We start from the raw sequence: 22,283 nt of genomic DNA on the forward strand, positions 1-22,283 counted from the left end.
GCTTGAGATACTTATTAGCCTAATTTGTTGTAGTATTCAACGATGAATGACTCATCTACATCAGCAGTCAGTTCGTCACGAACTGGCAAGCGATTTAGAGAACCTTCAAGTTTTTCAGCATCAAAAGTAATGAAGTCTGGACGACCAAACAATGATTCAACTGCACTGCGGATAATAACTAAATCTTTAGATTTATCGCGAACAGAAATTGTTTGTCCAACTGAGACTTGGTAAGATGGAATATCAACACGTTTGCCGTCAACTTTGATATGACCGTGGTTTACCAATTGACGTGCTTGACGACGTGTAGTAGCTAAACCCAGACGGTAAACAACGTTGTCTAAACGACGTTCTAGAAGGATCATAAAGTTTTCACCTTGTTTACCTTCTTTGATTTTACCTGCTTTATTGAATGTTGTAACGAATTGACGTTCGTTTAAACCATACATCAAGCGTAGTTTTTGTTTTTCTTGTAGTTGTAGACCATATTCAGACATTTTTCTGCGGCTGTTTGGGCCGTGTTGTCCTGGAGCATATGGACGACGTTCAATTTCTTTCCCAGTACCTGTTAAAGAAATTCCTAAACGACGTGATTTTTTCCAACTTGGACCTGTATAACGTGACATAATTTTATTCCTCCAATAATAGTTTTGGAGTAAAATAATAATGAAAATAGAATAGGTACGTGCATTTCATCCTTCAATCTTCACCTTATGCAGCCGACAGGGTACACAATTGAACCTCGAAAGGCGATAAAATGTTGACGCGGAAACTCTATTTTCGCTGCATTATTTTACACATTCACCATCATACCATCATTCAATACTTTTTGCAAATCGTTATCTAAAAAGAAACACGCTTATTCCTTTAGCGGTCACTTTTTTTATAAAAAAAACTATGCTATACTAAACGATGACACTATGGTCGTTTTGTTAAAGTGAAGTCATAACAAAAATAGACTAGATGGAGGATTCTTAAATGGACTTATTTTACTGGTTAGCAGGAATATTAGTAGTCGCTTTAGTTGGCTATGCTATTGTCTACTATCTAAATCGCAAACAAGCAAATCGTATCAAAGAAACACAGAAAAAAAAGCATAAGATGATGACAATTCCCGTTGCGGATAATCTATATACTTTAAAGAACCTTAATTTAACGGGACAGACAAGACGTACTTACGAAAGTTGGCAGGCAACTTGGCAGACAATCACACGTTTTCAATATCCTGAAATTGAAGCCACACTTAGTAAAGCAGAAGACAATATTCAACAATTTAAATTTATAAAAGCAAAACAAGCCATTGACCATACGAACAAGCTAATTGAAGAGACGGAAACAAGTGTTTTAAAAGTTAATCGCGCACTTGAAGAACTTCTAGAAAGCGCTCAAGAAAATCGCAAAGAGCTGGAAGAAAGCAAAGAACGTTATAATAAAATACGCAAGCAACTACTCGCACATAGTTTTACATTTGGGCCTGCTGTTGAAACACTCGAGAAGAACTTAAACTATATGGAACTCGATTTCACCAAGTTTAATTCTTTAACAAACGAAGGCGATCATATGGAAGCAAAAGAAATTCTTGATCGTATCAATGAAGATTTAACAGTTCTTGAGGAAGTTGTGACCGAAATACCAGAATTAAACAATCAAATTAACGAAGAGTATCAAGAGCAACTCGAAGACTTACGTGATGGCTATGATCGTTTAATTGCCGATAAATATGTTTTTGATCATGTGAATGTTCCAGAAAAATTTAATGAAATTGAAATGGTTCTTAAAGAAGCAAAAAAAGCACTAGCTCAAGCTGATGTAAGTGGTGCACGGAAAAAAATGGATAAAACGGAACAAATTATTGATGAAACTTATACAGTTATGGAGAATGAGATGGAGGCCAAAGAGTTTGTTGATCGCCATCAAGCGAACCTTTCTCGTAAAATGGATCATGTCATGCAAAGTAACCGCTATGTGCTACTTGAAATCGATCGTGTTTCTCAAAACTTCTTCTTAAACAACAATGAATTAAGTCGTGCGCAAGAGTATGAAGAACAGTTACTTGCAGAAAATGAAGTGCTCCGATACCATGATAAAATGGTGAGTGAACATCAAATCTCATATACCGCAACAAAAGCTTATTATGAAAAAGTTTCTCAAAAATTAGCACAAATTGATAAAGAACAATCCGATTTTGTCTCTAAGCTAAGTAATTTACGTAATCGTGAAAAACAAGCAAAAAGTGCTGTCGATACTTTTGAAATGAATATGCGCAACATGAAACGGACTTTAGAAAAGCAGCATTTACCAGGACTTTCTCCTATGTACTTAGATTTATTCTTTTCAGTCTCTAACCGTATTGAAGAGTTGTCCTCTAAATTAAATCGATTAAAAATCGATATCGAGGAAATTGAAAAATTAACAACAATGTGTAAAGAAGACATCGAAATGCTAGAAAAACGAACGGAAGAAATATTGGATTACGCAAATATGACTGAATACTTAATTCAATATGCAAATCGTTATCGCCAAGAATATCCCGATATAGAGCGTGCAACAAGCGAAGCCATGCAACTCTTCCAAGTCTCGTATGATTATGAAGGTGCCATGTCAATTATGAAGCAAGCGTTAGATAAAATTGAATCAGGCGCATTTGAGAAGGTAGAAAAAAGTTATCGTGAAGACAAAAAGCGTCAGTCCTAAAATATACGGGACCTCTATATAAAACAAGTAAAGCTGAGACATAGCGTTTTATGTCTCAGCTTTCGCTATGTAAAAAACAGAAAGGATTAAGCGATGATTTATTTTGATAATAGTGCAACAACAAAAATATTTCCAGAAGCATTAGAAACGTACTTTAAAGTCAGTGAGGAAGTCTTTGGAAACCCTTCTTCTTTGCATCAAGAAGGTGTCTATGCGGACCAGCTCCTTCAACAGGCACGCCAACAAGTAGCACGTCTGCTAGAGGTTTCCCCGCAGGAAATATACTTTACGAGTGGGGGAACCGAGGGTGATAATTGGGTGATTAAAGGAACTGCTATGGAAAAATACCCACATGGTAAACATATTATCACTTCTGCGGTTGAACATCCTGCAGTTTCAAAATCTATGAAGCAACTGGAAAAGCTAGGGTTTGAAATAACTTATCTCCCGGTAAATGAACGTGGTGTCATTTCAACTGCGGATTTAGAGCACGCTATTCGCACCGATACCATCCTCGTATCCTTAATAGCCGTTAATAATGAAGTAGGTGCCGTTCAACCACTTAAAGAAGTAGGCGATATTCTAGAGCACTACCCACGAATTCATTACCATGTGGATGCTGTCCAAGCAGTTACTGAACAGAGAGCAGTCATTACCCATTCGCGTATTGACTTTTTAGTCCTATCTGCGCACAAATTTAATGGTCCAAAAGGAGTAGGAATTGTTTATAAGAAAGCAGGCCGACGTTTAGCGCCATTGTTAAGTGGTGGTGGACAAGAGTCGGGCGAAAGAAGCTCTACTGAGAACTTGCCAGGTATAGCAGCGACCGCTCGTGCTCTTCGAATTACAATTGAAGATAATCTGGAAACCCGTCAACATGAAAAGAAATTGCGTGATTTACTTATGAAGTTTTTAAAATCATTTGCAGATGTCCGATTATTTAGTGGTGTAGAAGGGGCCGCACATATCATTTGCTTTGCGATGCGCGATGTCCGAGGGGAAGTTATGGTTCATGCGTTTGAAGATGCAGGAGTCATCCTTTCAACGACAAGTGCTTGTGCAAGTAAAAAAAGTGATACACCGGCTACGTTACAGGCTATGGGAGTTTGTGATAGTTGGTCGCGTTGCGCCGTACGCATCAGTTTGTCAAAAGACAATACGGTCGAAGAAGTCGAGGACTTTAAAAAAATATTTGATCAGTTACATAGAAAATTTAAAAAAATACAAAAGTAAGAAGGAATGACAAATGGAGACACGTATCCAAATTCGTTTTGGAGAATTATCAACGAAAGGTAAAAATAAAAAGAGGTTTGTCCAACAATTAACTAGAAATATACGACAAGCGACATTCGCTTTTCCTCAAATTGAAGTGAAGCCAACACATGACTTTATATTTCTTAATTTAAATGGAGAAGATGAAGCAGCTGTAATCGAACGCTTAAAAGACATATTTGGGATAGCTAATTTTTCACCTGTTTATGTCTTACCACGTGACTACGAAAGGGCACAAACTTTTATTGTCGAAGCATTAGGTAAAAAAGCCAAAGCAGGGACCACCTTTAAAGTGGACACCCGTCGATCTGACCATACCTATGAACATGACACTGCTTGGATAAATTCAAAATTGGGAGCAGCTATATTAGACGCATATCCGGACCTGCGGGTTAAAATGAAAAATCCTGAGATACGAATTCGTTTTGATGTAAAAGAAGATTATTTTTTAGTGAGTACAGAAACTTATTCTGGAGCTGGCGGATTACCAGTAGGATCAAATGGTCGCGGTATGCTGATGCTTTCTGGAGGTATTGACTCTCCTGTTGCAGGCTATTTGGCGATGAAACGCGGCGTTCAAATTGAAGCCTTGCATTTTCACAGCCCCCCTTATACCAGTCCTCAAGCTTTGAAAAAAGCACAAGATTTAACGACAAAATTAACACGATTTGGCGGAGAAATCTCTTTTATTGAAGTTCCTTTTACTGAAATACAAGAAGAAATAAAAGCTAAAATACCCGATGAATATGCCATGACGATTACAAGACGTATGATGTTGCGAATAACGGATAAGGTGCGTGCAAAAAAGAAGCATACTGTTATTTTTAATGGCGAAAGTTTAGGACAAGTTGCTTCTCAAACCTTAGACAGTATGGCGGTTATTAACGAAGTAACTTGCACGCCGATTATCCGGCCCCTCGCAACTATGGATAAAAATGAAATCATTGCGTTAGCTAAAAGAATTGATACCTTCGACTTATCAATTCAACCCTTTGAAGATTGTTGTACGTTATTTGCGCCACGTGCCCCCAAAACACGTCCGCATTTCGATAAAATTCATCGCTTTGAGCAGCTGTTAGATATTTCCGGATTGGTTGAGCGGAGTGTGGGTGGCATGATTGTGACTAAAATGAATGAGCAATTGTCTTCAAGCGAAAAAGGCCGAGACTATTCTGCCTTACTATAAGAAGTGTTATTTCTTACAATTGTACCTTTTATTGGTATAATAGAATTAAATCATTTAAGGAGGAATAATTATGGAAATTACACGTAAAGGTCAAGCAATTCCACTAGAAGGTACCGTACCAACAGTAGGGGAAGCTATTCCCTCATTTTCATTAACAACTATCAAAGGTGAAACGGTGAGTAATGAGACCTTAAAAGGTCAATTAGCAATATTGAGCGTTTTCCCTGACATCAATACAAGTGTATGCGACCAACAAACACGCACCTTTAATGAAAAGGCTGCTAATATTGATAATATCCAACTTATTTCAGTTTCTAGAAACACCAAGGAAGAATTGAACAACTGGTGCGCAGCACAAGGTTTAGACATGGAAATGTGGATTGACGATAAGGGTGAGTTTGGCCAAGCATTTGGAATTAATATGCCAAGTTTAGATAAACTAGCGCGTAGCGTTTTTGTGATTACAGCAGATGGGCTATTAGCTTACAAAGAAATTGTTCCAGAAATGGTTGAGGAACCAAACTACGATGCAGCAATAGGTGCGGCAAAAGATTTACTTTAAAAATGATTCATTTGATGATAGACTATCTAAGTAAAGATGCGATTGGACTAGGAAAAGTAATTTCGTAAACGTTACACAGAGAAAAAAGTGAATGGTGAGAGCTTTTTTAACGAACGCGATGAAAGTAGCCTAGGAGCAAGTGAAATGAAGGGGAACTGTGTAATTTTACTCGGAGATACCTCCGTTATCAAATTGAGAGATGGGTAGAGTATGCCCATAAGTTTAGGTGGTACCGCGAGTTAATCGTCCTGCATAGTTGCAGGGCGTTTTTTTTATTTAAATATGAAAGGATGAAAATGATGACAGTAGAAGAAAGTATGTCAACCAAATATCAACCCTTAGAAGTTGAAAAAGGTAAATATCAAGAGTGGGTTCACAATAAATTGTTCCGTCCAAATGGAAATATGGAGGCAAAACCTTACTCCATCGTTATTCCCCCACCAAATGTCACTGGCCGCTTACACTTAGGCCATGCATGGGATGTTACCTTACAAGATATGTTGATTCGTATGAAACGCATGCAAGGATATGACACCTTATGGTTACCAGGTATGGATCATGCAGGAATTGCAACGCAAGCTAAAGTGGAAGAGAAACTCGCTAAAGAAGGCATTTCTCGCTATGATTTAGGTCGAGAAGCTTTTGTTAACAAAGTATGGGAATGGAAAGAGGACTATGCCAGTGTTATCCGTGACCAATGGGAAAAAATGGGTATTTCTGTTGATTATGACCGTGAGCGTTTTACCTTAGACCAAGGGTTATCTGAATCGGTTCGAAAAGTCTTCGTCAAACTTTATGAAAAAGGGCTCATTTACCGTGGCGCTTATATCATTAACTGGGATCCAAAAGCACAAACGGCACTTTCGGATATCGAAGTGATTCATAAAGATGTCAATGGTGCTTTCTATCATTTCCGCTACCCTTTAGCGGATGGAACGGGCTATTTAGAATTAGCAACAACGCGTCCTGAGACAATGTTAGGAGATACTGCCGTGGCGGTTCATCCAGAAGATGAACGTTATAACCAACTAATTGGTAAATCAATTATGCTGCCATTAGTTAACCGCGAAATTCCAATTATAGCAGACGACTATGTTGATCGAGAATTTGGAACGGGTGTCGTTAAAATTACCCCGGCTCACGATCCTAATGACTTTGAAATTGGTTTACGCCATGATTTACAACAACTAGTTGTTATGAATAAAGATGCAACGATGAATGAATTAGCAGGGAAATACCAAGGTATGGATCGTTTTGTAGCGCGTAAAGCGATTGTAAAAGATATGGAAGAATTAGGACTTTTAGTTAAAGTTGAAGAAATGGTTCACAGTGTAGGTCATTCGGAGCGAACAGACGTAGTAGTAGAACCACGTATTTCAACCCAATGGTTTGTAAAAATGCAACCACTAGCTGAATCGGCGATGGCAAACCAAACGACAGATGATAAAGTTAATTTTTTCCCGGAACGATTTGAAGGAACCTTTATGCGGTGGATGGAAGGCGTCCATGATTGGGTTATTTCGCGTCAATTGTGGTGGGGACATCAAATACCAGCTTGGTATCATAAAGAAACAGGAGAAATGTTTGTCGGAATGGAGGGACCAGCGGATATAGAAAACTGGGAACAAGATCCAGATGTTTTGGATACTTGGTTTAGTTCTGCTCTATGGCCATTTTCAACGATGGGGTGGCCGGATGAAGAATCTGCTGACTTTAAGCGTTATTTCCCAACCAGTACCTTGGTGACCGGTTATGATATTATTTTCTTCTGGGTCAGTCGGATGATTTTCCAATCACTCGAATTTACTGACCAAGCACCATTTGAGAACGTTTTGATTCATGGCTTGATACGTGATGAAGATGGACGTAAAATGAGTAAATCATTAGGAAATGGTATTGATCCAATGGAAGTCATTGAACAATACGGAGCCGATGCCTTGCGTTGGTTCTTAGCCAATGGTTCGGCGCCAGGGCAAGATGTGCGCTTTAGTTATGAAAAGATGGATGCATCTTGGAACTTTATTAATAAAATTTGGAATGCCAGTCGCTATGTACTAATGAACTTGGACGGATTAACTTACAATCAGATTGATATCTCAGGGGAGAAAACACTGGCTGATAAATGGATCCTTTCTAAGTTAAATCGAACCATTGAAAAAGTTACCGAACTCTTTGATAAGTTTGAATTTGGAGAAGCTGGTAAGACACTTTATCATTTCATTTGGGATGATTATTGTGATTGGTACATCGAAATGACAAAAGAAGTGCTTCAAGGCGAGGACGAAACAGCCAAACATACAGCTCGTAGTGTACTAGCTTACGTTTTGGATAATATTTTACGTCTGCTACATCCAATTATGCCTTTTGTAACGGAAGAAATTTGGCAAAATGCACCGCATGAAGGAACGTCTATTGTGGTTGCGGATTACCCAACGTTTGATAAAGAATTCATTGATTCTGAATCTGAATCGGCAATGGATAAATTGATTGGATTGATACGTGGTGTTCGTAACATCCGTAATGAAATGAATACTCCACTATCTAAAAAAGTTCCGATGCAAATAAACGTTCTAGATGAAGAAACGGAAAGAATATTTACACAAAACCAAGCTTATATTATTCGTTTTTGTAACCCTGAAAGTCTAGAAATAGGTCAGAATATTGAAACCTCAGGTGAAACAGTAACGGCAATTATATCTGGTGGTGAGGTCCATATGCCTTTAGCTGGTTTAATTAAATTAGAAGATGAAATCACCCGTCTAAGTGGAGAAGCAGCTAAACTTGAAAAAGAAGTTGACCGAGTTGTTAAAAAACTTTCTAATGATAAGTTTATCAACAAGGCGCCACAAAAAGTTGTTGAAGCAGAACAAATCAAAGAAAAAGATTATCGTGAAAAATTAGCAACTGTAAAAGAGCGGATTGAAAAATTAAAAGAGCAACTATAAAAAATAAGAGATGGCTGAAAAATCAGCCATCTCTTTAGAGTGAAGGTGAAAAGGTGTTTACGACTTATGAAGAAGCACTGGATTGGATTCATACAAGAAGAGGTTTCGGACCAAAACCAGGTATACGACGAATGGAATGGTTAATGAACAAAATGAATCATCCTGAAAGAGACTTTCCATCCATCCATATTGCTGGAACGAATGGAAAGGGCTCAACAGTCGCTTATTTGACCAGTTTATTTCAAACAGCTGGCCATAGTGTAGGGAGTTTCACATCCCCTCATATTATGAAATTTAATGAGCGAATCAGCTTAAACGGAACGCCAATTTCTGACGAAACGGTTAGACAGTTAGCCAATGACCTCTATCCTTTATGTGAAGAAATTTCGCAGACTGAATTAGGCGGATTAACAGAATTTGAAGTCGTTACGGCTATGATGTTTCGCTATTTTTCAATGTCTCAACCAGATGTCGTTTTGATAGAGGTTGGCTTGGGTGGTCTTTATGATAGTACAAATATAGTCACTCCAGAGGTAACCATTATTACCACTATTGGTATGGATCATGTGCAAATATTAGGAAATAGTTTGGAAGAAATTGCCTTTCAAAAAGCTGGTATTCTTAAAAAAGGAGTTCCGGCTATTTTAGGAAATATTCCCGATACAGCTAAGAAAGTTATTTACGAGGTAGCTCAAGAGACTGAGAGTGGTGTTCAAGCTTATAAAGATGATTTTCAAGCGATTGATTTACCAAAAAAGCAGGCCTTTCATGAATACTTTAATTTTCAAAATTCAAACCAATTTATAGAAAATATTGCGATTAGCTTAATGGGACATCATCAAGTTGATAATGCGGCAACGGCTCTCCAGGCTTTTCTTTTATACTGTGATCGTTTGGGGTTAACATATTCCAAAGAGACGATTAGAAAAGGCTTTAAAGAAACTTTTTGGCCGGTACGGATGGAAATTATTTCTCAGAAGCCTTTTATTATTTTAGATGGTGCACATAACGAGCCAGCACTCAGTGCACTTTTAGAGACTATAGAGGGTAACTTTTCCGATAAAAAAATAAAAATACTCTTTGCGGCTTTGACGACAAAAGAGCTTGAAAAAATAGCCATATGGTTACAAAAAATTCCCAATCATGAAATACATCTTACAACGTTTGATTTTCCACGTGTTGCAAGCCTAGCTGATTTAAAGGAACGGATGGCTATTCCAAAAGCAATCTATCATGAAGACTGGAAACAAGCGTTAAATAGTCTGAAAGCAAACTTAACCGATGATGAAATCTTGCTTGTGACTGGCTCCTTGTACTTCCTATCTGATGTCCGGCATTTCTTTATGGATGATAGTTTGTCAAATTAAGTGCAACACCTCTTCCATAAAGACCTCGTGAGGCGTTCGGTAGCCAAGACATTTTCTTGGTCTATTATTAATCAGGTACAAAGCTTTTTGAAGTTCTTCCTGTTCCACATGATCAAAGTTGGTTCTCTTCGGAAAGAACTCCCTCAGGAGTCCATTACTGTTTTCATTGCTTCCTCGTTGCCAAGAAGAATAAGGATCTGCGAAATAAACAGGGATGCTTAAGTCTTCTTCAATGACAGGATAACAGCTGAATTCCTTTCCTCTGTCTGTCGTAAAACTTTGGAAGGCAGTTTCAGGAAAAAGCGTAGTCAGTTTTCGTATAGCCCCTTCCATTGAGGAAGCGGAACGGTTGGGAATTTTGATGGCGAGGTACCAGCGGCTTTTCCTCTCTAGGAAAGTAGCAACGCAACCTTTTGCCTGTCCGCGTCCTGATACGACGGTGTCCAGCTCCCAGTGACCGAAGGTCGTTCGCTTCTTGACGTCTTTTGGTCGTTTTGAAATAGAGGTTCCGATATTGAATCTTCCTCTGGTTTCTTTTGGTTTCTGTCGTTTGCCTTTTTGTCTCAGAACGGACAATGGAACTTGTAAGAGACCGTAATAGAGCCAGCGATAGATTGTTTTGAAAGAAATTTTCCCTTGAAATAGCCGGCCTACAATTTGTTCTGGAGACGAGGTAAGAGTTAGTTTTTCCTGAACCTTTTCTTTGATTTCAGAAGTCAACTTTGATTTTGCTCCACAGTTCGCTTTCTTTTGTTTATAGCGTTCCTGTGCCTGATCACACTGATAATATGGGTTCCTGTTCAGTTCCCGTGAAACAGAAGAAGGGGCACGACCAAGGATTCGAGCGATCCGGCGGATCGAAAAACCTAGATCACGAAGCGTTTCTATTTTTGAGCGTTCGGCTATGGTAAAATGAGTGTAGCTCATGGCGAGTCCTCCAGTCGAATGTTGTGTGGTAACTCCATTCTACACGAGGTCGTCATGGGTTTCTTTTATTTTACCTAGGTGTTGCACTTAATATTACAATTCATCGGATAAATAAAATAAAAAAACGTCATTTTACTTTTTTTGCATATTTATATCTATAGAAGGAAATAGAGGAGAGAAGATATGCAAGAGACAACATTAGTTCGAGAAGTTCCAAAATCATCACGACCACGTGAAAGACTAGCAAGCTATGGCGAAAAAGCACTTGCAACGCATGAATTGTTGGCAATTTTATTACGAACTGGTCCAAAAGATAGTAATGTTTTACAATTAGCGATGCGGGTATTAAATGAGTTTGAAGATCTTCACTCATTAAAAATGGCTTCAGTAGAAGAGCTGACAGCAATTAATGGTATCGGACCAACAAAAGCAATTGAAATCAAGGCTTGCATAGAGCTAGGATTACGCTTGGCTCATTCCTCCCAACTTAAAAGTGGAATTATTACCTCTACAAAAGCAGCCGGTGGTTTGTTTATGGAAGAGATGCGGGATCTACAGCAAGAGCATGTTATTGCACTTTATTTAAATACCAAAAATGAAATTATTAAAAAGAAAACAATCTTTGTGGGTAGCTTAAATAGCAGTGTGGCGCATCCGCGTGAAATATTTAGAGAAGCAGTTCGTTTTGCAGCAGCGCGAATTATTCTTGCCCATAATCATCCCTCGGGTAATCCAGAACCATCAGAGGCCGATTTAGTTTTTACAAGGAGAATGGTGGAGTGTGGTGAAATGATGGGGATTGATTTATTGGATCATTTTATTGTTGGAGACCAAAAATATATAAGCTTGAAAGAATACGGAATAATCTAGCACATTACTTGCAAACTTATCATTCTAACGGTATAATAAGCTTGTGTTTTTGTAAGGTAAAGAAAGTTATGTCGTGAACATTCCGATCGTACCATTTGCAAATAACATCAATATTTGTGCAAATTGCACGAGGAGGAATATTTACATGGAAAATGGAACAGTAAAATGGTTTAACTCAGAAAAAGGTTTTGGATTTATCGAACGTGAAAACGGAGAAGACGTATTCGTACATTTCTCAGCAATCAACAGCGATGGATTTAAAACATTAGAAGAAGGACAAGCAGTTTCTTTCGACATCGTTGAAGGCGATCGTGGACCTCAAGCATCAAACGTAGAAAAAATATAATTTTTTCAATCAATTGTAATGAAAAGTTGAGACATTTATATGTCTCGACTTTTTTTATTTTCTTAAAATATTAAAGATTTAATATAATTACGAATTTCTATTTTAAAGGACTTTTTTATGTTAAAATATGAGGGATGCTTTATTCAAAAAGAGGAAATGAGGTATAGAGGTGAATCAATTTTTCAATAATAAAAGAATGATCGTCTTATTAATTTCCGTTATTATTTTTATCAGTACAATTGCCTTCTCTATCACTCGTAGCCGAGAAGAAACGTCATCTTCGCAGTTGTTTATAAATGATATAACTAGTCTTGGGACAGCTATTTTAGCTAAACCAGGGGAGATAGCGGATAGTTTTGTGGACTCAGTGGATAATCTAATCCATACTTATGAAGAAAACCAACATCTAAAAAAGAAAATAGATGACTTAGAAAATATGCAAGCGAATCTGTATAGTCTTACAGAAGAAAACCAGGCTATGAAAGAAGAGTTAGCATTACAAAAAAACTTAACCGAATATACTAAAATTAATGCAACGGTTATTGCTCGAAATCCAGATACTTGGTTGGATCAAATTGTCATCGACAAAGGAAGTCGAGATGGTTTAGCAGTAGATATGTCTGTTATGTCAGGACAAGGACTGATTGGTCGTGTATCGGAAGTGAGTGCGACAACTGCTAAAGTATTACTGTTATCAACCAAAAATGCAGCTGCTAATCGTATCTCTGCAGAAATTCAAATGGCCGATTATACAATCCATGGTATTGTTGATAATTATGAGGAAAAGAGTCATTTATTAATTATGTCAGAGATCGACCCCAAAGCGAAAATCGAACTCGGGAAACAAATTGTTACTTCCGGTTTAGGTGGTATCTCTCCAAAAGGATTAGTCATTGGAACGGTAAAAGAAGTTAGAATGGATGAGCTTGGTTTATTCCAAGAGGTTACAATTGAACCTGCTGGAAATCTTTCGGATGCTTCTTTTGTAACAGTTATCGTTCGGGGGAGTGAGGTAATCGAGGAATGATTCGGAATCGTAAATTAAGCCATACCTACGTCATCCCGTTGATTATTTTTTTAGGATTGATTTTAGATGGCATTATTATGAATGTATTCTCCTCCCAATTAATCGATGGCAATTATGTGCTGGTACCGCGATTGATGATGGTATTATTAATTGTTTTATCGCTCTTATTTCCTAAACAGCCGCTCTTTTTTTATGCATTCATTTTTGGTGTTATTTATGACAGTTACTACGTAGGGGTAGTAGGAATTTATACGGCAGGTATTGTTTCTTGTATTTATCTTTTGAAACGAAGTCAAAAATATGTACAATTAACACCATTGGTTTTGTTATTGCTTTATTTTTTAAGTTTAAGTTATATTGAAATATTTTCTTTTACGACCTACACGATACTTAGTTTGGTTGATATGTCTTTCTTTCGATTTTTAATAACTCGTCTCGCACCCACCTTATTGTTAAATACGTTTTTCCTTGTTTTTACTTATTTGCCTTTGAGGAAGCTAAGTGATTGGATGTATCGTTAACTGAATTAAATCATAGAAAAAGTGTTTCATACTTGTCATTAAAAAAATATGTGTTATTATTACTCTACCTAAATGAAATGCCTAGAAGAGAAAAAGTAGTTTTCCAAACATTCAATAGAGAGTTTGCGCTTGGTGGAAGCAAACGTTTGAGGGAAATGAACACACATCTCTGAGCAAGCCTACCGAAAAGATTACGATCGCAAGTAAGTAGACTCGGGTGTGCCCGTTATCGCACTAACGTTTAATAAATGAACGTGACAAGGTAATATCTGTGAAGGTATTACAAATAAAGGTGGAACCACGAAGCAAATTTGCTATCGTCCTTTGATTTCCTATTATAGGGAATCAAAGGGCGATTTTTTTGTTGGACTGCAGCCGATGAAATACTGGTAAAACCCCATCGCTACCATTTCGCTAGGTATAAGAGCTATTTAAATTAGGAGGAAATAATCATGAAAAAACTGATAATGCTAGCAACTTCCACACTTTTACTAGCCGCATGTGGACAAGAAGTAGAAACAGAAACGACAGAATCCATAGTTGATGGTGCTTTAAAAGAGTCCTACATCATCGGTTTAGATGAAACGTTTGCACCAATGAGTTTTCGTGATGTCGAGGGTGATATTGTTGGTTTCGATGTAGATTTTGCAACGGAGATTGGTAAACTCAGTGGATTGCGTTTTGAATTTCAACCGATTGATTGGGTGATGAAAGAAACGGAATTAAATGCTGGTAATATTGATTTGATATGGAATGGTTATACTATTACGGAGGAGCGGAAGGAAAAAGTCGCTTTCAGTGATGCTTATTTAGAAAATTCCCAAATTATTGTGACGTTAAACGATAGTGACATTCAAAGTAATGAAGACTTAGCAGGACAAGTCGTCGCAACGCAACAAGCATCAGCAACTCTAAATGCGATGGAAGCGGATGAAACTGGTATTGTAGAAAAGTTTGATGGGGGAGAACCCATCCTTTATCCGACCTTTACAGATGTTTTTAACGATTTAGAAAGTGGCCGAAGTGACGCCATTGTAGTTGATGAAGTTTTGGGTCGTTACATTATGAAGCAAAAAGGTTCAGAAAAATTTAATGTTTTAACGGATAACTTTGGGGATGAAGAATACGGTGTAGGAATTCGAAAAGAAGACACTGCCCTACAAGAGGCTATAAATGAAGGTTTAGTTGAAATAAAAGAAAACGGTACATATGACACAATCTATCAAAAATGGTTTGCAAAATAAATGGAGACTTTTTTTCCACAAGAATAAAAAGGAGCGCTAAATATGGAACTTATACAAACAATTTGGCCATCATTAATGTCTGGCTTTCTTATCTCCCTGCGAATCTTTTTTATTGTAGGCCTAATCAGTATTCCTTTGGGTTTTTTAATCGCTGTGGTGCGCGTATACGCACCACGATGGATTGGGGCGCTTATTCAGGTATATATTTTTATAATGCGCGGAACTCCGCTATTACTGCAGTTAATGTTTTTCTTCTTTGGCCTTCCTTTTGTCGGAATTGTTATGGATCGTTTTACTGCAGCAATTTTAGCCTTTATCATTAATTATGCTGCTTATTATGCAGAGATATTCAGAGGAGGAATCATGGCGATTCCAAGGGATCAATTCGAATCGATTGATGTTTTAGGTATTGGCAAACTAAGAGGGTTTATTCGTATTATTATCCCCCAAGTTTTTCGAATCGTTTTACCATCAATCGGCAACGAAATTATATCTTTGGTCAAAGATACTTCCCTCGTTTATATATTGGGCATTGGTGAGCTATTACGGGCCGGACAAATCGCAGCTAATACCTATGCATCTTTAATCCCATTTTTAGGGGTAGGCGTTTTATATCTCGTAATTACTGGTATTATTACACTTATTTTAAATAGCCTTGAGTCTAGAAGAAAATTTTAGGAGGTGGTTAGCATGTTACTAGAAGCAAAAGAAATTTCAAAAAAATTCCAAGGGAAAACAATTTTATCAAACTTTTCGTTTAAAATTGATAAGGGTGATATCATCGTTTTAACCGGGCGATCAGGTACTGGTAAGACGACCCTCATGCGCATATTAAATAATTTAGAAACAGCAGACAGTGGCAGCTTAGCGATAGGTGACACGGTACTGTTCAGTCAAACAGAAAAAGGGGTGACTTATGCATCCCGTAAACAGCGGAAATTATTTCAAAACAAGATTGGAATGGTTTTTCAAGATTACGCCTTGTTTCCTAACTTAACAGTTCGCGAAAATCTCTTAGAAGCACCTTTGGCTCAGAAATTGGGCAGTAAAGCAGAAATTATCCAACGAGCAGAAGCATTAACAGAAGAAATGGGAATCACTGATCAAATGGATAAAATGCCATCACAACTTTCTGGTGGTCAAAAACAACGCGTCGCTATTGCCCGTGCCATGATGTTAAATCCCACGATATTATGTTTTGACGAACCCACATCGGCTTTAGACCGCGAATCAGCCGACAGTATTGGACAATTAATTAAGAAGATTGCAGAAAAAGGAACAGGTATTTTAATAGTAACCCATGATATTCCTTTTGGAGAAAAATATGGGACACGCGTTTTTTCTTCTTCTGATTTTATTAATAAGAGTTAAATAAAGCTTGTAAAAGATGTGAAGACTTGTATAATAATGGAGAACTAAAATAAAGAATGACGAGAGCATTCATTTTGAGGAGCGATTATTATGGATAAAAATAGAATACTTGTGCAACGTGCTGCAATAATAGGGTCAGGAACAGATGATTTAACAAACATGTTTCTGTCTCTTTCTTTGTCTTCAATTATAATTGATTTAGGAATTACCAACGTTCAAGCGGGATCCATTTCAACAATCACGAATTTTGGTATGTTGCTTGGTGGATTGGTATTTGGTTATTTGGCAGATAAATACGGGACCCTCAAGCTATTTAAAACGACTTTAATATTATTTGCATTAGCAACGGCTAGTATGTATTTTGCTACCAGTATGACCACAATTTACATACTACGTTTCTTGGCAGGAATTGGTACAGGTGGAGAGTACGGAATTGCTATTAGTCTCTTAGCTAAAGTCACTCCGTCTTCTAAAATGGGCAAAATGTCTGCTTATAATGGTGTCGCTGGAATGGTTGGGAATATTTTAGCAGCATTGTTAGCAAGTATTATTTTACCGACATTAGGCTGGAATTTTCTTTTCCTACTGGGTTTATTACCCTTATTGATTGTTGCTTGGGTACACTTCAATGTAAAGGATGATGTTCTTAATCAAACCGAGCATTCGGTTAAAGCAATTAAGCCCTCTTATAAAGAACTTTTTAAAACACCAAAACTCGCGCGTCAGACTTTTGCGCTTATGTTTATGGCGATTGTGCAAATTAGTGGCTACTTTGGGTTGATGAATTGGTTGCCACAAATCATGCAACAAAGTCTTGGGTTAACCGTGTCGGGAAGTTCTTTATGGATGATTGCGACTATAGTTGGGATGTCCGTTGGGATGATTTTTTTTGGGAGAACATTGGATGCTTTTGGCCCAAGATTAGCCTATAGTATATTTTTAATTGCTTCGGCCTCAGCCGTCTTTTTATTCACTCTAGTGACGAATGAATTTGCAATGTTAATCGGTGGCGCTTTGGTTGGCTTTTTTGTAAACGGAATGTTTGCTGGCTATGGAGCAATCGTTAGTAAATTATATCCCAAACACGTCCATTCAATGGCAAATAATCTTATTATAAATGTAGGACGAGCAGTGGGAGGGTTTTCCTCAATTATTATTGGCTTCCTAATGGATTTTGGGAATATCACCACAGTGATGATCTTTTTATCATGTAGTTATCTGGCAAGTTTTCTAGTTATGATGACGATTAAAGAATTTTCAAAACAACGGTACCAGTATGCGGTGATTAATATTGAGATTTAGTTTGACGGCTTCTAGCAAGTTTGGTATACTACCAATGTTGTAAATGTGTGCACCACAACTACAACCGCACGTAAAGAGTTGAAGTTCCTTTTGGACACTCTGGTCGGCGAGTCTAAGTATAATAAGGAGGTGCAGGAATATGTACGCAATTATAAAAACAGGTGGAAAACAATTAAAAGTTGAAGTTGGACAACCAATCTACATTGAAAAATTGAATGTTGATGCTGGAGAACAAGTAACTTTTGAAGAAGTTGTTTTTGTTGGTGGAGAAGACACTAAAATCGGTGCTCCTTTAGTAGAAGGCGCAACTGTTGTCGGAACTGTTGAAAAACAAGGCCGCGAGAAAAAAGTGACAACTTACAGATATATGAGAAGAAAAGATTCTCACCGTAAACAAGGTCATCGTCAACCTTATACTAAGGTTATGATCGAAGCAATTAACGCATAAGAGATGTGAACAGAATGATCATTGCAAAATTCATAGAAAATTCAAAGGGTCTGATTTACTCCTTTGAAATTACCGGACACGCAGGTTACGCTGAAGCGGGTGAGGACATTGTTTGTGCTGCCGTTTCTGTTTTAGCAATTGAAACAGTAAACAGCATCGACAAAATGGCGGATCATCAAATGTTTGTTGAAGAAGCAGATAATGATGGTGGTTATCTGTTTGCACAGATTAAACCTAACCTTTCAGAGAATCAAGCACAGGTGACACAAATTTTGCTCAAACATTTATATTTATCTCTTCAGGATGTTGCAACGACTTATCCTGATTATGTAACCATTGAGACTATCTAATAATTTAAATCTGTGCCAGGGAGGTGCAACTCATGTTGAAACTAAATCTACAATTATTCGCTACTAAAAAAGGTGGTGGATCTACAAGTAACGGTCGTGATTCCCATTCAAAACGTTTAGGAGCTAAACGTTCAGATGGACAACTCGTTTCTGGTGGTTCAATTTTGTACCGTCAACGCGGAACAAAAATCCATCCAGGTGCTAATGTAGGCAGAGGTGGCGACGATACACTATTTTCCAAAATCGATGGAATCGTTCGTTTCGAACGTGTTGGTCGTAATAAAAAACGCGTATCCGTTTACCCTAACGCTCAATAATGATTGGTATTACCAATCACACCATTTTCATACACACAACTACTTGCGAAGGGATAACCTGACGCAAGTTTTTTTTTGAAACTTAATGGTAGGAGGGAAGATACAGATGGTAAATATTGGAAAATTAGAAGGTTTATTTAATCAATTTGATGAAGCGGTCGGGTTGCTGCAAACAGCAATCGATGTATCTTATGTAGAAGCATTAACTGAGACCCTTCAAAATGTTGCCTATGAGGGTAAAGCCCAGCAGTTGGAGGGGTTACCGTCAGATGAAGTAGTAGCGAAATTAAATCGGCTCTATCGAAAAATGAAATGGGACGAGCTTTCACGTGAAGATGTTCGTAAGTTAGTCCAACTAGGTTTTATTAAAGCAATTCGAGTAGATAAGATTCAATCCAATCATCAAATGACTCCTGATACAATTGCTTTTTTACTCGCGTATTTCATAGGAGCCATTAAGAATGATCCGACTGAGGCCTTACATATTCATGATTTAGCAGTTGGGACAGGTAATTTATTGATGATAGTCATGGATTACTTAGGAAAACGTGGTAACAAGGTTACTGCTGAGGCAGTCGATAATGATGATTTATTAATTGCACTGGCATCTAACCATGCTCACTTACAAAAGTGGGACCAAGCGATTAGCTTTAATCATTCAGATAGTCTGCAAGAGCTATTAATCAAGCCAGCGGATCTGGCCGTAACAGATTTACCGGTTGGTTATTATCCCGTGTCCGAACGTGCAAATAAATTTTCGACTTCTTTTGAAGAAGGATATTCATATGCGCACTTTCTTCTCATTGAGCAACAGCTTAAGTATTTAAAAGATGGTGGGTGGGGATTTTTTATCGTTCCAAAAAATCTAATTGAGAGCGATAAAGAAGGTGTCTTTATGAATTGGCTGAAAGGGAATGCTTATCTTCAAGGAATGTTACAGCTTCCTGAGAGTCTCTTTCATTCTGAACAAATGCAAAAATCAATTTTGATTTTGCAAAAGAAGGGAAACCAAGCCAGACAAGTAGATGAAGTCTTATTAGGAAGCATTCCGAATATAAAAGATGCAAAAAGAATGCAGGCTTTTCTTGGTCAATTTAACAATTGGGTAAAATAAATGATATAATTAATGAGATTGATACTAACAAAACCAGATAGGAGCGGAATTAATGTCTAAAATTATTGCAATTAACGCAGGGAGTTCAAGTTTGAAGTTCACGTTATATGAAATGCCAGGAGAGGTTACAGTATCTTCAGGAATTATTGAAAGAATCGGTTTAAAAAATTCCATTTTTACAATTAAATACGGAGATGGCCAAAAATACAATGTCGTTGAAGATATTGAAAATCACGAAGTTGCCGTTGAAAAATTAATGAAACAGTTGAAAGAACTAGGAATTATAGCTGATTTTAGTGAAATTACAGGTGTTGGACACCGAGTTGTTGCAGGAGGAGAACTTTTTAAAGAATCTACACTAATTACCGATAATGTGTTAGAAAAAATTGAAGAATTATCCGAATTAGCTCCACTTCATAACCCAGCTAATGCAACAGGAATTCGTGCTTTCAAAAAATTATTGCCAGAAATTACGAGTGTAGCAGTTTTCGATACAGCATTCCACACAACCATGCCGAAAGAAAATTATCTATATAGTATTCCAATGGAATATTATGATGATTTTGCTGCTCGCAAGTATGGTGCTCATGGAACAAGTCATCAATATGTTTCGGAACGTGCAGCAGATATGTTAGGTAAACCACTTGAAGATTTAAAAATTATTACTTGTCATTTGGGTAATGGTGCTTCGATTACTGCTGTAGATGGTGGTGTTTCAGTTGACACATCAATGGGCTTTACTCCTTTAGCAGGTGTTACAATGGGAACACGTTCAGGTGATATTGACGCTTCCTTGCTACCTTACTTAATGAATAAACTAGAAATCACTGATATTAATGAAATGATTAATATTTTAAATAAAAAATCTGGTTTATTAGGTTTATCTGGTATATCTAGTGATATGCGTGATATTGAAGAAGCAGCTGAAGCTGGTAATGATCGTGCTCAGACTGCACTAGATATTTTCCATAACCGTGTTCAAAAATATATTGGTCAATATATTGCAGTTATGAACGGTGTGGATGCTATTGTATTTACTGCCGGAATTGGCGAAAATGCTGCCTCTACTCGTAAAATTATTATTGATGGTATTAGCTGGTTTGGCTGTGAAATAGATGATGAAAAGAACAATATCCGTGGGGAAGAACGTGTTATTTCGTCAGAAGATTCCAAGATTAAAGTTTTATTGATACCAACTGATGAAGAATTGGTTATTTTACGCGATGTTGTATGTTTTGCAGAAAAAGCTTAAAGCATAAAAAAAGGGTGGGTCCATTGAGGCCCATCCTTTTTTATGCTTTAAAATTTACTATAATTTTCTAAATCAGTTCGAACAACAGTAACGTCACAAGGAGCATTTCGAATAACGTACTCAGAAATGGATCCAATAAATAATCGTTCTACAGCATTCAAACCTGTTGCTCCAATCATAATTAAATCAGCATGGTTTTTTACAGCTAAATCTTTAGCGATCATTATCTTGGGCGAACCATAATCGACGACGGTCTCAACATCTTTAACCCCATGATCACGCGCAATTTTTTCATGGTAATCCATCATGACTTTTGTTTGACGAATGATTTCGTCTGAAAAATTACCTTCAAACCCCGATGGTGTTTGGATTGCTCTTGTATCAATGACATGCGCAATCACAAGTTTTGCATTAATTTTTTTTGCCACATGAACGGCTTTTTTAAAAGCTAACTCAGACTGTTCCGAACCATCAACGGGCGATAGAATCACTTCATATTCTTTCATCATCTCAACCACTCCATTCTATAAGTCTTCTGATACTTATATTGTAACCGATAACACAAGAAACATAAAGAAAAGGAAACGGTTATTTTTTAAGCGAAGAAGCTAATCGAATCGAGAAAAAAGCCGTATAGATAGAAATGATAGTTAAAATGACCGTATAAATAAGTTGGCTATTTAATAAAACGCTGAAAAAAGATAAAATTGTAAAGGAAAAGTAAATTTTTCCATTAAAACGAAGGGTTTTTTCTACACTTTTTTTATCAAAGACAAGGACTATTTCACTGGATTTTGTTAATAAAAACCAAGTCAAAAGTCCAAGCAAAAGAGAGAATAGGAACATCATAGCTTGAATCATTTTATCACCTACAAAATTAAAAGCCGCTCATAAGAGCGGCTTCTAAAGTTAATACTTTATAAAAAATTCCGATGGTGCCGTTTTTGTTATTCTACTAGTTTTGAACCCGCAATATCAGCAGGTGGGCTCCACAAAATGTCATCTAGTGTCCATATGAAGTGGCATGCTATTTGAACATTTATCAAGGATCCCAAGGTAAAATTATTTGTTCGGTCAACACATTGAGAATATATCGTACACCTCAGAACTTCTTGTACTTATAGTAGCATATCGAAAAAACTTATGCAAGAATGAATACTTAAAATAT

Annotated in this window: 23 protein-coding genes, 1 other RNA gene and 3 other annotated features; of the genes, 19 read left to right on the plus strand and 5 right to left on the minus strand. The window is 37.3% G+C overall.

The annotated features are described in order from the left end of the window. Nucleotides 1-14: 14 nt before the first annotated feature. On the minus strand, nucleotides 15-626 hold the full coding sequence (gene rpsD, locus BW727_RS02290; protein WP_062471220.1) for a 30S ribosomal protein S4: 612 nt from the start codon (nucleotides 624-626) through the stop codon (nucleotides 15-17). A gap of 352 nt (nucleotides 627-978) precedes the next feature. On the opposite strand from rpsD, the gene BW727_RS02295 reads away from it, so the two are divergent. From BW727_RS02295 to BW727_RS02320, 6 genes are all read left to right on the plus strand, one after another. After that, the gene (locus BW727_RS02295; protein ID WP_062471217.1) at nucleotides 979-2,694 is read left to right on the plus strand and encodes a septation ring formation regulator EzrA; all 1,716 of its coding nucleotides are present in this window, start codon (nucleotides 979-981) and stop codon (nucleotides 2,692-2,694) included. 93 nt (nucleotides 2,695-2,787) lie between these two features. After that, nucleotides 2,788-3,927 (plus strand): cysteine desulfurase family protein, encoded by a 1,140-nt coding sequence (locus BW727_RS02300; protein ID WP_062471211.1) that lies wholly within the window; start codon nucleotides 2,788-2,790, stop codon nucleotides 3,925-3,927. Nucleotides 3,928-3,940: 13 nt separating this feature from the next. Then, nucleotides 3,941-5,152 carry a tRNA uracil 4-sulfurtransferase ThiI gene (gene thiI / locus BW727_RS02305; protein WP_062471208.1) on the plus strand — a complete coding sequence of 404 codons (1,212 nt, stop codon included), beginning with the start codon at nucleotides 3,941-3,943 and terminating at the stop codon, nucleotides 5,150-5,152. Nucleotides 5,153-5,222: 70 nt separating this feature from the next. Next, nucleotides 5,223-5,714, plus strand: coding sequence for a thiol peroxidase (gene tpx / locus BW727_RS02310; protein ID WP_062471205.1), 492 nt, complete (start codon nucleotides 5,223-5,225; stop codon nucleotides 5,712-5,714). A gap of 32 nt (nucleotides 5,715-5,746) precedes the next feature. Next, nucleotides 5,747-5,968, plus strand: a binding site (T-box leader). Nucleotides 5,969-6,013: 45 nt separating this feature from the next. Further along, nucleotides 6,014-8,659, plus strand: coding sequence for a valine--tRNA ligase (locus BW727_RS02315; RefSeq protein ID WP_062471201.1), 2,646 nt, complete (start codon nucleotides 6,014-6,016; stop codon nucleotides 8,657-8,659). A 53-nt stretch (nucleotides 8,660-8,712) separates the two neighbouring features. Further along, nucleotides 8,713-10,026 (plus strand): bifunctional folylpolyglutamate synthase/dihydrofolate synthase, encoded by a 1,314-nt coding sequence (locus BW727_RS02320; protein ID WP_062471198.1) that lies wholly within the window; start codon nucleotides 8,713-8,715, stop codon nucleotides 10,024-10,026. Here BW727_RS02320 and BW727_RS02325 read toward each other — a convergent pair. Further along, nucleotides 10,018-10,953, minus strand: a complete 936-nt coding sequence (locus BW727_RS02325) for an IS30 family transposase (protein ID WP_077795707.1) — start codon at nucleotides 10,951-10,953, stop codon at nucleotides 10,018-10,020. The genes BW727_RS02320 and BW727_RS02325 overlap by 9 nt on opposite strands. 183 nt (nucleotides 10,954-11,136) lie before the next feature. On the opposite strand from BW727_RS02325, the gene radC reads away from it, so the two are divergent. From radC to BW727_RS02395, 13 genes are all read left to right on the plus strand, one after another. Continuing rightward, complete coding sequence (radC, locus tag BW727_RS02330) at nucleotides 11,137-11,823, plus strand: RadC family protein (RefSeq protein ID WP_062467631.1); 687 nt, start codon at nucleotides 11,137-11,139, stop codon at nucleotides 11,821-11,823. A gap of 145 nt (nucleotides 11,824-11,968) precedes the next feature. Further along, nucleotides 11,969-12,169, plus strand: coding sequence for a cold-shock protein (locus BW727_RS02335; protein ID WP_062467632.1), 201 nt, complete (start codon nucleotides 11,969-11,971; stop codon nucleotides 12,167-12,169). 169 nt (nucleotides 12,170-12,338) lie between these two features. Further along, a complete protein-coding gene (gene mreC / locus BW727_RS02340; protein WP_062467633.1) occupies nucleotides 12,339-13,196 on the plus strand; it encodes a rod shape-determining protein MreC in 858 nt (285 codons plus the stop codon). After that, nucleotides 13,193-13,717 (plus strand): rod shape-determining protein MreD, encoded by a 525-nt coding sequence (gene mreD, locus BW727_RS02345; RefSeq protein WP_062467634.1) that lies wholly within the window; start codon nucleotides 13,193-13,195, stop codon nucleotides 13,715-13,717. Before mreC ends, mreD begins: the two co-directional genes overlap by 4 nt. A gap of 73 nt (nucleotides 13,718-13,790) precedes the next feature. Continuing rightward, nucleotides 13,791-14,045, plus strand: a binding site (T-box leader). A gap of 124 nt (nucleotides 14,046-14,169) precedes the next feature. Then, a complete protein-coding gene (locus BW727_RS02355) occupies nucleotides 14,170-14,961 on the plus strand; it encodes an amino acid ABC transporter substrate-binding protein (RefSeq protein ID WP_062467636.1) in 792 nt (263 codons plus the stop codon). A 42-nt stretch (nucleotides 14,962-15,003) separates the two neighbouring features. Continuing rightward, nucleotides 15,004-15,639, plus strand: a complete 636-nt coding sequence (locus BW727_RS02360) for an amino acid ABC transporter permease (RefSeq protein WP_062467637.1) — start codon at nucleotides 15,004-15,006, stop codon at nucleotides 15,637-15,639. A 12-nt stretch (nucleotides 15,640-15,651) separates the two neighbouring features. Further along, nucleotides 15,652-16,332 (plus strand): amino acid ABC transporter ATP-binding protein, encoded by a 681-nt coding sequence (locus BW727_RS02365; protein ID WP_062467638.1) that lies wholly within the window; start codon nucleotides 15,652-15,654, stop codon nucleotides 16,330-16,332. A 90-nt stretch (nucleotides 16,333-16,422) separates the two neighbouring features. Beyond that, nucleotides 16,423-17,634 carry an MFS transporter gene (locus BW727_RS02370; RefSeq protein WP_062467639.1) on the plus strand — a complete coding sequence of 404 codons (1,212 nt, stop codon included), beginning with the start codon at nucleotides 16,423-16,425 and terminating at the stop codon, nucleotides 17,632-17,634. A 52-nt stretch (nucleotides 17,635-17,686) separates the two neighbouring features. Further along, nucleotides 17,687-17,758 (plus strand) — a sequence feature (ribosomal protein L21 leader region). Nucleotides 17,759-17,773: 15 nt separating this feature from the next. After that, nucleotides 17,774-18,082, plus strand: coding sequence for a 50S ribosomal protein L21 (gene rplU / locus BW727_RS02375; protein ID WP_062467640.1), 309 nt, complete (start codon nucleotides 17,774-17,776; stop codon nucleotides 18,080-18,082). Between the two features lie 14 nt (nucleotides 18,083-18,096). Beyond that, on the plus strand, nucleotides 18,097-18,432 hold the full coding sequence (locus BW727_RS02380) for a ribosomal-processing cysteine protease Prp (protein ID WP_062467641.1): 336 nt from the start codon (nucleotides 18,097-18,099) through the stop codon (nucleotides 18,430-18,432). A gap of 32 nt (nucleotides 18,433-18,464) precedes the next feature. Further along, complete coding sequence (gene rpmA, locus BW727_RS02385; RefSeq protein ID WP_062467642.1) at nucleotides 18,465-18,749, plus strand: 50S ribosomal protein L27; 285 nt, start codon at nucleotides 18,465-18,467, stop codon at nucleotides 18,747-18,749. Nucleotides 18,750-18,855: 106 nt separating this feature from the next. Continuing rightward, the gene (locus BW727_RS02390; protein WP_062467643.1) at nucleotides 18,856-19,863 is read left to right on the plus strand and encodes a class I SAM-dependent methyltransferase; all 1,008 of its coding nucleotides are present in this window, start codon (nucleotides 18,856-18,858) and stop codon (nucleotides 19,861-19,863) included. 52 nt (nucleotides 19,864-19,915) lie between these two features. Continuing rightward, on the plus strand, nucleotides 19,916-21,115 hold the full coding sequence (locus tag BW727_RS02395) for an acetate/propionate family kinase (RefSeq protein WP_062467644.1): 1,200 nt from the start codon (nucleotides 19,916-19,918) through the stop codon (nucleotides 21,113-21,115). Between the two features lie 47 nt (nucleotides 21,116-21,162). On the opposite strand, the gene BW727_RS02400 is transcribed toward BW727_RS02395, so the two are convergent. The 3 genes from BW727_RS02400 to ssrS form a co-directional block, all read right to left on the minus strand. Then, nucleotides 21,163-21,624 (minus strand): universal stress protein, encoded by a 462-nt coding sequence (locus BW727_RS02400; RefSeq protein ID WP_062467645.1) that lies wholly within the window; start codon nucleotides 21,622-21,624, stop codon nucleotides 21,163-21,165. 79 nt (nucleotides 21,625-21,703) lie between these two features. Next, nucleotides 21,704-21,976 carry a hypothetical protein gene (locus BW727_RS02405; RefSeq protein ID WP_062467646.1) on the minus strand — a complete coding sequence of 91 codons (273 nt, stop codon included), beginning with the start codon at nucleotides 21,974-21,976 and terminating at the stop codon, nucleotides 21,704-21,706. Between the two features lie 61 nt (nucleotides 21,977-22,037). Then, a non-coding RNA gene (gene ssrS / locus BW727_RS02410) (6S RNA) lies at nucleotides 22,038-22,227 on the minus strand. Nucleotides 22,228-22,283: the final 56 nt, after the last annotated feature.

The organism is Jeotgalibaca dankookensis (assembly GCF_002005405.1).
Taxonomy (GTDB): Bacteria; Bacillota; Bacilli; order Lactobacillales; family Aerococcaceae; genus Jeotgalibaca; species Jeotgalibaca dankookensis.